The organism is Algoriphagus jejuensis, from assembly GCF_039523455.1.
Taxonomy (GTDB): domain Bacteria; phylum Bacteroidota; class Bacteroidia; order Cytophagales; family Cyclobacteriaceae; genus Algoriphagus; species Algoriphagus jejuensis.
In genome coordinates this window covers 25,173-38,639 of record NZ_BAAAFI010000048.1, presented here as the reverse complement: position 1 = coordinate 38,639, position 13,467 = coordinate 25,173, and the positions used below count along the sequence as shown (strand labels likewise).

Genomic DNA, 13,467 nt, shown 5'->3' with positions numbered 1-13,467 from the left:
CATTTTTATAAACATAAAAATGACAAAAAAACCAACACGTGAATCAGACACTGTTTGTCAGAATTAAATCTCGGATCATAACCTGTCAATCTTCAAGATCGATACGAAGCTCTTTTCTAACCCTTCATTCGAAAAGCCAACTGTTCATTCCCCGTTTCAACCGCTCAGCCTATTCTTCCATTAAAAATAAACCTTCGGGGGCTTTCTTTGTATCTTATAGCATCGGATTCCTCTTTTCTTGTCATTCTCAATAACCCGAATACGCCAAACCAATGAAATATTTATTCTTTTTGATCCTGACTATTGGTGGATTTACCACAGGGTATTCCCAATCCTCCATAGTCAAGGGCAAAATTCTGGAATATGGAAAACAAGATCCGATTCCATATGCCAACATCTTATTGCTTTCGGTTCGGGACTCAGCTCAAGCCTACGGGACAATATCTGAGATCGACGGGGAATTCGAAATAGCGAATGTCAGGGAAGGCACCTATCTTTTTAAAATTCAATATCTGGGCTACAAAAATTATTTTAGGACACTCGAGGTAAACTCTAATGTCGATTTAGGATCACTCAGCATCCAAGAAGAAGCCACTGACCTGGGTGAAGTGGTCGTGACATCCCGAAGATCCACCGGAACCCAAAAAAGCGACACTACAATGTACAATGCTGATGCATTCAAAACAATGAAGGACGCCAGTGCCCAGGTTCTGATCGAAAAACTCCCCGGGGTCGTCGCTGAAGGCGGTGCACTTCAAGCTCAAGGTGAAAATATTGCCCAGATTTTGGTCGACGGAAAGCCATTTTTCGGAACCGATGTCCAAGCCGCGCTCCAAAATCTCCCAGCAGAGGTGATTCAAAGTATCGAAATCTTTGATCAGAAAAGTGAAAAAGCCCAGATGAGTGGTTTTGATGATGGGGTACGTCTTAAAACCATCAACATCATCACCAAAGAAAATCGTAGAAAAGGACAATTTGGGAAAACTACCGCCGGATACGGGACAGATGATCGCTACTTAGTAGGAGCAAGTATCAATGCATTTGATGAAGACCAACGCGTTACGATTACGGGTTTGACAAACAATGTGAACATGTTGAACTACACCAGTGATGCAAATACACAATCGGACGGCAGACCACAGGAAGGTGTCGTGACCACCAATATATTGGGATTAAACTATACCGATCTTTGGGGAGAAAAAATAAAGGTCAGCGGAAGCTACACTTACTCCAAGAGAGAGAATGTCGGTATCGTAAATAAATTTCGGGAATTTGTAACTACCGACGAATCCAATCAAGAATACTCCGAAACTGCCGCTGATGTACAGGTGAAAAATGAACACCAAGCCGACCTACGCTTAGAGTACAATATCGACGAACGCAATAGAATTCTCTTCATTCCCAGATTTTCGGCTAAATCTACCAGTGAAAATTCGTCATTTATTGGGGAAACTACCGATGGCGCGAACCTGATCAATCAGGTAGATAACCTAAAAACCGGTCAATATCAAGAATATGACTTTTTCAACAGATTGATTTACGGACATAAATTCAATAAGGCGGGACGAAGCATAACCTTCAGTGGCATGCTGCACAACGGATGGGACAATGACGAATCAGACCGAAAAGCACGAAACCTCTATTTCGAGGAAGCCGGTGAGCGAGTCGAAAATATTGATCAACGAACTACTAGAGAGCGACAGGGAGATCGATGGGAAGCCGGAATCTCGTTCACGGAAGCGATTGGAAAAAATGGGCAATTGGAAGCCGAGTATGAGATCGGAAACAGAGGAAATAACTCTGATCAACTAGTCTTTAATGTAGAGGGAGGAGATTTTGAATCCGGCACTATGCTTCTGGACACGGCACTGAGCAATAGCTTTCAAAGTGACTACTTGACACAAGAATTTGAAATCGGATATCAATATCGTACCGAAAAGCTAAGCGTCCAAACAGAACTCCAATACCAAGATGCCAATCTCGACAATCGACAGGAATTCCCTCAAGACTTTATTTTGAATCGAAAATTTACCGCAGTTTTGCCGACCGTCCGCTTTGAATACAAATTCAGTTCTAATACAAACATTCAGATTGATTTCGATACGCAAACCGACGAGCCGCAGGTGCGCCAACTTCAGCCTGTGATCGATAACACCAACCCGCTACAACTCAGAACAGGAAATCCCGATCTTGATCAATCCTACTCCAAAGAGTTTAGAGTTCGATTTAGAAGTCAAAATCCGGATACTGACAAAAGCTGGTTTCTTTACACCCGATCCCAGTTTGTCGACAACTACATCTCAAACAGCACATTTATTGCTGATGAAGCCACGGAAATACAGGATGGAATCATCTTGGAAAAAGGATCACAGCTTAATAAACCGGTCAATTTGGATGGTTATTGGGATTTGAGATCTTGGCTGAGCTACGGCATGCCATTGGATTTTATGAAATCCAAACTCAACATCAACGGAGGAGTAAGTGTCACCAGACGGCCAGGTCAGGTAAACGATGAGATAGGCTTCAACAACTCCCAACGACTCAGCACGGGATTCTCCGTCAACAGCAGCATCAGTGATCAGATCGATTTTAACATTTGGTCGCGGTCCTCATTCAACAAAGTGGAAAACACCTTGAACCCAAGCCTTGACGACAGCTACTTTCAACAGCGATTTCGCGTCAATTTCAATTGGATCATCTGGCAGGGAATTATCTATCGACTAGATCTCAATCATCAGATCAACTCCGGTCTAAGTGAAGGATTTGATAATAATTTCTCTCTGATCAATATGAGTTTGGGTAAAAAAATATTTAAAAACCAAAGAGGCGAAGTCAGCGTCATGGTCTACGATTTACTTGGGCAAAATGCGAATGTCCGCAGAAACGTGACCGAAACCTATATTGAAGACATCCAAACCAACGTCTTACAGCAGTACTTTATGTTGTCGTTTACCTACAATCTAAGACGATTCAGCAAAGGAATGGATGAAGATACCTACAACGAAATGTTTTAAAATCACCAGAAAAATCCTTGGCTACGATCTCCAAGGATTTTTTTTGCCAGGAAATTGAACGCTACGTCCCACAGCCCCCACCAAAAATATAAGAGGTCTGCGAGGAATTTCTGTGATTTGCAATTCCTCAAGCTTGTATTATTCGTTTAAATGCGTCCAGTTCCACGCTACGTCCGGGTACGCAGATTGTATCTATCAAGGAATGGGTGTACTATGGTTTGAAAACATGAGTATTTCGAAATTTAATTTTCGTCCCCCTAACTCGATGTCATAAGCCCTCATCCTCTCTTCGCAAATTCTTGAATTTTCAGAAAACTCCGCGACAGAATTGACTCTTGCTTCTTGATACGCTCAAAGCTTCCGGTACATCACATACACATTGGTCAGTCCTAGCGTAGGGTGCAAAAATGCATCGGGAATCTCCCCAACTATCTCAAAACCCATCTTCTTCCAAAGCACTACAGCACCCTCATTGCTTTTCACCACATAGTTAAACTGCATCGCGGAGTAGCCTAAATGCTTAGCTTCTACAAAGGAAAACTCCGCCATGGCTTTGGCGATGCCTTTTCCACGGGCCTTCTCTCCCACCATATAGCCGGCATTGACGACATGAGAGCCTCGGTCTGGCTGATTGGCTTTGAGATAGAAAGTCCCGAGGACATCGCCCTCCAGCTCCGCCACATAGGTATCCTTGTCCGCGCCCAGCCAATAGTTCAGCATCTTTTCTCTGGAAGAATCGGGAAAAAAACATAGGTATCACCTGCACGGATGATCGGCTCGATGAGCTCCCAGAGCGCGTCGGAGTCGTCGGAATTGGCTTTTCTCAGGATTAAGTCTTCCATGGTGTTTCTCGAATAATCCTGCAAAATAGAAGGAAATTATAGACATCATTCATTCATACTTCACTCGCGATGACGAAAAAAACACCCGGACCGATCACTCAATCCGGGAGGGTAATTAAACAACCATTTGCTTTTACTGTCAGGAAGCAAACTCCTGTATCAAGCTGACCGGTCGGAGTTCCAGCTCCTTGAAGTCCTTGTCCAGATTCTTTTTGGACACATATTCCAGTTCGAAGATCAATCCATTGATGAAGACCTCATCCATGTGCAGGTCATTTTTCAGGTGAAGTTTTCCCTGCTTTCCATTCAGGCTAATTCCGTAAGATTCAAAAACCCTTGACAGGTTTTTTGCTAGTTTATGTCCTTTTATCATAGCTCTATTAATGTTCTTTTTCATTTCCAACCCATATCCAATACATCTCGGAGAGCGCCCCTGACCCGGTCAGAAAATACGCCAAGAGGATAAACTCCCAAGTTCCCCGGTTCCCGATCACTAACTCCGGCAAATTCCCCAACACCGGAAAAACACCCGCCATTACAAAACCCATCGCTACCCGGATACGGATTTCAGCAGCCTCTGCACCCGATCAGTCCCAATGCAAGTAGGTCAAAAGGAGTCGCCCCAATGCTCCAGTAGCTCTCTTCGAAAAATCGAGCGTCTCAAGTTCGATCTCCGTTCCTGTCATCAGGAAATACACCAGATAAACTTGAAACCAAGGCCAGGGTCCGAATTCCCAATTTGAAGAAATCAGGCCCCTGCTTCGTCTTCATCATCAACCAATTCGGATCAGACGTAAGCGGCGGCCTCGGATTCGAATTCCTCTACTGGAGTTTCGTCAAGCGGAATCTCTTTTTTCTCTGCCTTACCAATCTTCGCCAAGAAGCGATCAAACAGGTAGTAGATCACCGGCACCACAACCAGGGTCAAGAACATGGAGGACATCAAGCCCCCGATGATCACCCAAGCCAAGCCATTTTTCCACTCCGCACCGGCTCCACCAGCCAAAGCGATTGGGAGCATACCGATCACCATCGCAAGCGTGGTCATCAGGATCGGTCGGAATCGGATCTTCACCGCTTTTTCCAAAGCCTTTTTCACTTCTACTCCAGCGGTTTTCAGCTGATTGGTAAAGTCTACCAAGAGAATCGCGTTTTTCGCCACGAGACCCATCAGCATGATCAGACCCATGATCGAGAAAATACTCAGCGTGCTTTTGGTCAGTGCCAAAGCCAACAGGGAGCCGATCAAGGCCATCGGCAGGGAAAACATCACCACCAATGGATATACATAGGAATCATACAGCGCCACCATGATCAGGTAGATCAAGAGAATGGATGCGATGAGGGCGACGCCCAAGCTCCCGAAGCCTTCGCTTTGGTTTTTCATATCACCGTCGTAGTTGATCTGAACCTGCGGAGGCAGTTGAAGTTCCGCAATCGCAGCCGTCAGCTGAGCACCCACGGTACCAGATGGTACTCCGGCCACTTGGGAAGTTACTTTCACCGAGCCGACACGGTCTCTACGCTCGAGTTTGGTGGGTCCTTCGGACTGCACTACGTCAGCGAACTGCGCGAGCTTCACGAGTTGGCCTTTGCCGTTGAGGAACGTGATACTTTCCACGTCGGAGATCTCTCTTCTGTCAAACTCATTCAGTCGGATCTGGATGTCGTATTCATAGTCTCCGTCGGAATATTTAGAATCATCGTTCCCGTTGAAAGCCACCTGTAGCGTACCGCCGACCTGGTCCATGGATAGACCGAGTTCGTTCATCTTGAAGCGATCAACTTCTACGCGGATTTCGGGGTTGCCGGCTTCCAGCGAGCTTTCGACTTTTCTCGTGCCACGAAGTCCGAGCAAGATATTTTCGATATTCCGCGCTGTCATGGCTACCGAGTCTCTGTCCGGCCCGGAAACAATCACTTGAATCGGCGCATCCGCCGCCGTACCCATGATAGAGATCGGAACTGAGGTATATTCTGCTCCCGGGATTTTTTCCTCCAGGTAGTTTTCGACTTCTCTGGCAAACTCAGGGCCGCTCTGAACCCGATGCTTTTTATCCACCAGCTTCACGGCAATCTCCGCCGTAAATGGAGAAGCTTGTGAGCCAGTAAACTGTCCGCTGGATCGACCTACCGTGGTGAATACTTCACTTACTTCCGGGAGGGTTCTGAGGTAGTTTTCTACCTCTTGGGTCTTGAAGTTAGTCTGCTCAAGCGTCGCATCCTTTGGTAATTCCATTCGGATCTGGAACTCGCCTCTATCCCCTTGAGACACGAATTCGCTACCAATCCATCCGCCACCGACTAGAAAGAAAGAACCGATGAACAAGAGGAACGTAATTGCCAATGTGGCAACCTTATGGGCAAATCCCCATCTCAGGATGTCAATCAACCAATCCACAAAGGCATCCAAGCCTCTTTCGAAACCATAGACGATCTTTCCGAAGAAAGAATTTTTGTTCAGGTGCTCAAGCTTCGAAAATCTCGAAGTCAGCAGCGGAATCAGGGTAAACGCCACCAGTAAACTGAACAAGGTCGCCACCGCAACGGTGATACTGAACTGTCGGATAATCCCCGAAATCAAGCCATCCGTCAATGCCAAAGGCACAAACACCACAATGATCACCAGGGTAATGGACACGACCGTCGCACCGATCTCTCGAATCCCGTCATAGGATGCCTGCGCGATGGTCTTGCCCATCTCGAGGTGTCGGTAGATATTTTCGATGACCACAATGGCATCATCCACGAGGATACCCACTACGAGCGAAAGTGCCAGGAGCGACATCAGATTCAGCGTGAAGCCCATCAGCATCATCACCGTGAAGGTGGCGATGATGGAAGCAGGCACGGCCACCATGACGATGATCGCATTTCGGATACTGTGCAGGAAAAGTAGCATGATCAAAGCCACCAAGACGATCGCAATGATCAAATCCTTGATCACATCATTGGCTGCTTCCAGAGTAAAGTCGGAGCTGTCCTGAGATATTTGGAAGGAAAGCCCATCCGAGGCATAGGACCCTTCCAGCTTCTTAAGCTCAACCTGGATGATCTCCGAAAGCTCCACTGCGTTGGCATCAGACTGCTTTTGGATCGTCAGACCGATCGCGTCGTTGTTGTTAAGACGGGTCAGGATGTCTTCATCTTTGAAAGTATCGACCACTTCGGCCACTTCCTTGAGCTGGATCGGCGACTCATCGCTTCGATAGGCAATCACCAGCTCTTTCAACTCATTCACGGCGGTGAATTTCCCCGCCAAACGGATCAGTACCTGACCTTCGCCGTTTTTAAGACGACCAGTCGGAAAGTCCAAGTTGGACGTGTTGATCTTCTGCATGACCATCAGCGGAGAGATCCCGTAGGCTTCCAGCTTGTTTCGGTCGAGATTGACTTTGATTTCCCGCTCGGTACCACCCAGCATGTTCACCTGCGCTACCCCGTTGATCTGGGCTAGTGAAGGCTGAATTTTATTTTTGATCAAATCATAAAACTGAGCCGGATTCAGGTTGGAATAGACCGCCATTTGCATGATCGGCATGTCATCCAAATCGAATTTTCCCAAACTCGGAGGATCGACGCCCTCAGGCAAGTCACCCAAGATTGCATTGATCTTTCGCTGCGCGTCCTGAAGTGAAAGGTCCACATCGATGCCCGTCTCGATCTCCAGCGTAATGATGGAAATACTCTCCTGGGAGATGGAGTTCATCGCCTTGATACCTTCCAGAGACGCAATCGCATCCTCGATTTTCTTGGTAACCGAAGTTTCAACTTCGGAAGGAGCAGCACCCGGATAGACCGTCGTGACAGTCACGATGTTGGTTTCCATCTTGGGCAAAAGCTCATAGGACAGCTGGGTGTAGGAAAATATTCCCAGCAAAGTCAGCACAGTAAAGAGGACGACGACTAGCGACGACCGCTGTATGGATAGTTTTGTAATCTGCATGGTTACTGTACTTTGACTGGAGTACCTTCTTTCACGTTGATCAAGCCGGAGACAATGACCTCGTCGCTCGCATTCAATCCATCAAGAACCTCGATCGAGCCTTCCGTCAATGGATTGATTTTAATCGGCCGATACACGGCCTTTCCGTCCTGAATCGTATAGACTCCTGGATCTTTTAAGCTTCCGACGATGGCTTTTCTGCTGATCTGGAGGACTTTTCCATCCTGAGCAAACTGAAACGCCGCCGTGCCAAACATCCCTGGGTTGATTTTGTCCAGATTGGAGCCAGTCATAAGTACGATCACTTCATACTTAAAGGACCCGTCGGCTTTCTTGGAGATGAAATCTACCTTTCCTGTGAAAGTCTCCCCTTTGATCGCGTTTACTCTTACAGAAAGTGGATCGCCAAGTTTCACTTTGGAGATCTCATTTTCGGTCACGTGAACCGACAGCTTGAGCTGGGAGGTATTGATCAAGTCTGCGATCGCCATTCCCGGGCTGACCAAAGCGCCCATTTCGTAGTATTCCTCGTTGATATAGCCCGAGATCGGTGCTTTGATCTGGGTATCATCCAGTCTCTTTTGCAAAGCAGAAAACTGTGCCTCGGCGATGTTGTACGCCTTCTGGTTATCCTCCAGCTGCTTCTTGGTGATCGCGTCTGTGTTGGCGAGGTTTTCGTAACGCTTCACGTCCTTGCCCGCCTGCTCCAGGTTGAGCTGGGCGATGGTATAATCCGAGCGGATCAGACGGTCATCGACCTGCACGATCACGTCGCCCTTTTTCACATAGTCGCCTTTGCGCTTGTTGATCTTGACGATCGCGCCAGAGGTCTCAGACATGAGTTTCAACTCTTGCGAAGGTTCGAATACGCCATTGGCTTCGAAATTCCGATTGACATCTTTTTCTTCCACTTTCTCCACAGTCACAGAGATGTACTCGCTGGACTTCATGGCCAATGTGGCCGCTTCCTCCAGTTCGTTCTTGTTGTTGTATAGCGTGAAGGCAATGGCGCTGACGCCAATGAATAAAAATCCGATGATAATTAATTTTTTCATGTGCTTATGATTGTTTTTTTAGGCCACATGGAATCTCGCATAGTTGATGAAAATCGCCTTTTGTGACGTCTTTCGTTATGCTCGATTTCATGATAGGCAGGTGTTGGCGTTACTGAATGAGGTTAGTGATCTTACCGGTAGAATTGAGAATGCCGAGCTGGGCAAGACGTACTTGAATAATCTGGTTGTTGTAATTACCCTGAGCTTGTCTCCCGGCTGCTTCCGCCGCCAAGAGATCGGTAAGCGGACTGAGCGACTCCTTGTAGAGCAGTTGGGTTTCGTTGAGCACATCGGTGGACAATGCGAGGTTTTCCTCCAGTGACTTCAGCGTACTCAGCGAGTTATAGTAGTTGTTGAGTGCGTTTTGGTACTCCAGCTCAGCGGCATCGGTGGCCTGAAACTTGTCCAGCTGCAATTGCTCCGCTGTGACTTTGGATTGGGCAGCCTTGTACTTGGTCTGCATCCCGTTGAAGATCGGTATCTCCAGCTTCAGTCCGACCAGGAACCCCTGATACCAATTGTGCCCACTGCTGACAAAATCAAACTCCTGAGAGAATGCGCTTTTGTTGAAGTCTGCAAAGCCGACCAATTGCGGCATGTGTTCTGACTTGATGTTTTTGTACTCGTACTCGTACAATTTCTCCTGCACACCGAGGATCTGAATGTCCTTCCTGTCTTCCACATGCAAGTCCGCGATCTGAAACTCCTGCACCATGTGATTCATGTCGGTGACTTTCAGATCAAGGCTGATCTCGGTGTCCACTGGAATACCCATGACCAATTTGAGGTAACCTTCACGTTGGAAAATCGCGATCTCCAGGTTTTCAAGCTCCGCACGGACAGAAGTCAAATTCACTTTCACCCGGTTGAGGTCCACCTTGCGGGCAAGGTCGTTTTCATACTGTGCCTGGAGGATTTTTTCCAAGCCTTCCAGCTCGCTGATGGTCGCGAGCAAGTTCTCCTTCTGAAGTTCCAGCTGTATCGCTCCAAGGTAGTTCAAAGCGATCTCATGGATCACGTCCTCCTCAGACTGCTCCGCCAGAAGTCTGTAAAAATCCTCCCCTGTCTTGGCGGCCTTCAAACCGATAAGATAAGAATTGCTGTAGATCAGCTGATTGACCTGAAGTCCTGCTTTCAGCGATTGAGGCACGCCAAAAGCGATGACGTTGATATCCTCGGGACTGCCCCCGAAGAAGCCTCCTCCCGGGATCGCCTGCGGATACACGTCGATGAAGTTGTTGTAATCGCCGTAGGCTGAAATCTGAGGAAGTCCAGCCCCCCTGATCTCGTTGCGCTGATACTTGGCCTTGTCCTCGTCGAGCAGGGCCTTTTTGTAATTCCTGTTGTTGTCCAATCCTATTTGAATGGTCTCCTTCAGGGTCAATGGCTCCGTAAAAGCCAATTCCGACACCGAATTTTGTGCCGACAACAGTCCCGGTATCAAAAGAGCTACCGTGTACATCAGATATTTTCGAAACATTGTCTTTAGTAGTAGTGTTTATTATTATAAATAGTTGGTTCTGTTTTTAACGAACTTATAGTACAAATATTTTTAGCTTTTTTGACTTCTGAATTTTTTGAACAATGAAGGGATCTCATTCTTGAAGAAGTCCAGAAAATCGGAAAAGTCCACTAGGCATTTTCTGAATTCCGGGCAAGAGGAGTCGTCCCGTTCTTGGATCACATCATCTAATACGTCCTTCATCTTGGTGATTTCCAACATTTCCCTCTCCAATTCCTCACTCCAGTTTTTCATACGGAGCGAAAAATACCGCTTCCGATCCCCCGGTTTAGTATGATAGGTAATCCGGTCTTTCGCCTGCAAAAAGGTCAGTGCGTTGCTCACGGCACTCTTACTGACGCTCAACTCCTCCACGATCTCTTCAAAAGTCGCTTCTGCATTGCCGTGAACCAGCAGCAGGCCCATGATCCTACCGACCAGCGGCTGCATCCCTTTGTGCTCGTGAAAGACACCGATCCGCTCGATCAACTCTTTCTGTTTTTCACTTAGCATATGTTGATTGGTTTTGCATCATTAACGCCACAAAGGTAATTTGGTTCAGTTAGTTCACAAAAAAAAGAACCAAATTTTTTTGACGAATTTTAGAAAGTTCACTTTTTCCGACCGACAAAGGCAAAAATTACCATTCATCCCCACTAACACTGGGAGATTTCTCCCGATGGTTTTAACAGATTTCGGAATATCTTCGCAGACCCAATTTCTTCTAGCTCCAAGCATGTCACTCCGTACCCAAAAAATTCAGGGCATCTTAATGGCGCTTTCTTCAGCGGTTTTTTGGGGTATCTCGGGTACCTGCGCTCAATTTCTCTTTGAGCAGAAAGGCTTCGAGCCCGCAAGACTGGTCTGCTGGAGAATGCTCTGTGCCGGCGTTATTTTGGTGATTTTCTCTCTGACCCGTAATAACAAAGATACCTTTCGAATCTGGCGAAAACCATCCGATGTGATCCAATTGCTACTGTTCGCGGTTTTGGGCATGGTCAGCGTGCAGTTCACCTATTTCTACAGCATATCCCTATCCAATGCCGCCACCGCCACTGTCCTGCAATACATCGGGCCGATGTTTGTAGTGGCATTTTATGCAATCAAAAATAGACGTTGGCCGATTGTATCAGAATACGCTTCCCTATTTCTGGCAATGATCGGCATATTCTTACTGGTGACACACGGCTCATTTGATCAGCTGGCGATCTCTGAGGCGGCTTTGCTGTGGGGCATTCTTTCCGCTTTGTCTCTGGCGTTCTATACCATACAGCCGGTCGGCTTACTCCGGAGATTTTCTCCGGCGACGGTGACTGGCTGGGGGATGCTGATCGGAGGTTTGGCGTTTATTCCTTTTAGCGAGCCTTGGAAATTTCAGGGAAGCTGGGATTTCGAAGCTTTTGCCGCTTTCGGGTACATCATCATGTTTGGCAGCGTGCTGTCGTTTTATTTTTTCTCCAAATCACTCACCAGAATAGAAGCTTCTACGGCCAGTTTGCTGTGCAGTGTGGAGCCATTGGCCGCGGCTGGCGTGGCGGTCGTTTGGCTGGGTGTTTACTTCGGACCGATGGATTGGCTCGGTACGGTTTTCATTTTGGTCACGATTATTCTCCTGACTTTGGGCACCAAAGAAAAAAAGGCTACCGCCCAATCCTCCAGCTGAAGCCATCTAAGATCCAGCTAGTATCCTATCGCTGATCACCGGATTCAGGTATTCTCGCTGTTCGCTCTTGCTCAAAATTGCATAACCCAAGTCAAGCGGGGAAGGCCCAATCCATTCAGATTTTTGGCCCTCCACGGTGATTTTTCCAGATGCCGGGTCAATGATCAGCAGCGCAAACAAAGCCTCTGAATATGGACAGGTAAACTTGAGTGCAGGGTGTTTTTCATGGACATTCTTGGGCAGACTTTCGTGCGCAAGCTTTTCCCCAACCCAATAATAGGAAGCCGAGTTGATGTGGAGGTAATTGACTCCACCGACAAGGAGGTGCTGATCAACATGTGCGTGTCCGTTGATTGCCAGCAGGATTTTAGAGGAAAAACCGCTCAGAATCTCCTGTATCTCCTGGGAATTGTCCATCGTATAGATCCCGGCAATCGGCTGATGTGAGACGATTAGGACTGGCTTTTCGGCCTTTTCCAGCTCGCTTACCAACCACGCTTGCTGTTCCGGCCCGATGTAGGATGGATATCCGCTTTTATATTTCGGCGAGCCGGGATCGTTCCCGTCCAGGACAATCAGCAGGATGGAATCCAACTCGGTCGCGTAGTAGGGAGTCGGCATGCCGTATGCCTGAATGACCTGTTCTCGGGAAAATCCCTCATCCATGTCGTGATTGCCCAGTACATGGAAGGACCGGAAATGGGCATCGTTGAAGGCCTGAATCATTGCGGCATTTTCCGGTTTGGGAATTGCAAAATCTCCCATTTGGATCAATGCATTGGGAGCTTCCTTTTTCATCGCAGCCAAGAACGAATTCAGCCTGCCTTCTCCGTCATAGATGATGTCGACGTGGAGATCTGAAATGAGACCGATTTTAAGGTATTTCTTCTTGGAGAAAAGTCGAAGGGTAGCTTCTGGAATGCACAAACTTAGCAAAGAAACCGAGCTGGCTTTCAGAAAATCTCTTCTAGAAAATTCGATCATGTTCGGGTGTTAAATTTCAAAAATCACACCACAAGAGTACTGCAAAATTTGTCAAAAACCTTGATGAAATCAAGGTACTGATCCGCCTCCGAAGGCTTGACAATATAGCAGCTGGCCTGCTCCTGATAGCTGGTCAGAATATCCGCCTGCATGGACGATGTCGTGAGCATGATCACCGGAATCTCCCGGGTACGGGGGTTGGCCTTTATCTCTTGTAGAACTTCGTGGCCTGTCTTTAGAGGCAAATTGATGTCTAGCAAAACGAGATCAGGCCGATCACTTTGTTCAAATCTTTCTCTTTTAAATAAATAATCCACACCGTCACGTCCATTGTGAACCACGTCTACATCAATGACATATTTGCTTTCTTCCAGCGCCTCTGAAGTCAACAAAACGTCTCCAGGATTATCCTCAATCATCAAAACTTTAAACCTCTTCATACGATATGCTTCAACTATGAAC

At 47.1% G+C, this 13,467-nt stretch carries 12 protein-coding genes; 2 read left to right on the top strand and 10 right to left on the bottom strand.

Annotated features, from left to right (window positions below; genetic code table 11):
- The first annotated feature begins 272 nt into the window (after window positions 1-272).
- Entirely contained in the window at window positions 273-3,014 is a 2,742-nt protein-coding gene (locus ABD031_RS20200; protein ID WP_343854621.1) for an outer membrane beta-barrel protein, read from the top strand.
- Window positions 3,015-3,365: 351 nt separating this feature from the next.
- Here the strand turns inward: ABD031_RS20200 and ABD031_RS20195 are convergent, their stop codons facing one another.
- The 8 genes from ABD031_RS20195 to ABD031_RS20160 all read right to left on the bottom strand — a co-directional run bounded on the left by ABD031_RS20195 (window position 3,366) and on the right by ABD031_RS20160 (window position 10,871).
- Window positions 3,366-3,734, bottom strand: coding sequence for a GNAT family N-acetyltransferase (locus tag ABD031_RS20195; RefSeq protein WP_343854620.1), 369 nt, complete (start codon window positions 3,732-3,734; stop codon window positions 3,366-3,368).
- Window positions 3,728-3,856, bottom strand: a complete 129-nt coding sequence (locus ABD031_RS20190; protein ID WP_343854619.1) for a hypothetical protein — start codon at window positions 3,854-3,856, stop codon at window positions 3,728-3,730. The genes ABD031_RS20195 and ABD031_RS20190 overlap by 7 nt, the downstream gene beginning before the upstream one ends.
- Window positions 3,857-3,995: 139 nt before the next feature.
- Complete coding sequence (locus tag ABD031_RS20185) at window positions 3,996-4,229, bottom strand: acyl carrier protein (RefSeq protein WP_343854618.1); 234 nt, start codon at window positions 4,227-4,229, stop codon at window positions 3,996-3,998.
- A gap of 7 nt (window positions 4,230-4,236) precedes the next feature.
- The gene (locus tag ABD031_RS20180; RefSeq protein WP_343854616.1) at window positions 4,237-4,404 is read right to left on the bottom strand and encodes a hypothetical protein; all 168 of its coding nucleotides are present in this window, start codon (window positions 4,402-4,404) and stop codon (window positions 4,237-4,239) included.
- A 239-nt stretch (window positions 4,405-4,643) separates the two neighbouring features.
- Complete coding sequence (locus ABD031_RS20175; RefSeq protein ID WP_343854615.1) at window positions 4,644-7,802, bottom strand: efflux RND transporter permease subunit; 3,159 nt, start codon at window positions 7,800-7,802, stop codon at window positions 4,644-4,646.
- Window positions 7,803-7,804: 2 nt separating this feature from the next.
- A complete protein-coding gene (locus ABD031_RS20170; protein WP_343854613.1) occupies window positions 7,805-8,857 on the bottom strand; it encodes an efflux RND transporter periplasmic adaptor subunit in 1,053 nt (350 codons plus the stop codon).
- Window positions 8,858-8,966: 109 nt separating this feature from the next.
- Complete coding sequence (locus ABD031_RS20165; protein WP_343854611.1) at window positions 8,967-10,337, bottom strand: TolC family protein; 1,371 nt, start codon at window positions 10,335-10,337, stop codon at window positions 8,967-8,969.
- A 72-nt stretch (window positions 10,338-10,409) separates the two neighbouring features.
- A complete protein-coding gene (locus ABD031_RS20160; protein WP_343854609.1) occupies window positions 10,410-10,871 on the bottom strand; it encodes a GbsR/MarR family transcriptional regulator in 462 nt (153 codons plus the stop codon).
- 223 nt (window positions 10,872-11,094) lie between these two features.
- On the opposite strand from ABD031_RS20160, the gene ABD031_RS20155 reads away from it, so the two are divergent.
- Window positions 11,095-12,021 (top strand): EamA family transporter, encoded by a 927-nt coding sequence (locus tag ABD031_RS20155; RefSeq protein WP_343854608.1) that lies wholly within the window; start codon window positions 11,095-11,097, stop codon window positions 12,019-12,021.
- A gap of 6 nt (window positions 12,022-12,027) precedes the next feature.
- On the opposite strand, the gene ABD031_RS20150 is transcribed toward ABD031_RS20155, so the two are convergent.
- Both ABD031_RS20150 and ABD031_RS20145 read right to left on the bottom strand, forming a co-directional pair.
- Window positions 12,028-13,005, bottom strand: coding sequence for a metallophosphoesterase family protein (locus ABD031_RS20150; protein ID WP_343854606.1), 978 nt, complete (start codon window positions 13,003-13,005; stop codon window positions 12,028-12,030).
- 23 nt (window positions 13,006-13,028) lie between these two features.
- Window positions 13,029-13,445 carry a response regulator gene (locus tag ABD031_RS20145; protein WP_343854604.1) on the bottom strand — a complete coding sequence of 139 codons (417 nt, stop codon included), beginning with the start codon at window positions 13,443-13,445 and terminating at the stop codon, window positions 13,029-13,031.
- Window positions 13,446-13,467 lie beyond the last annotated feature (22 nt).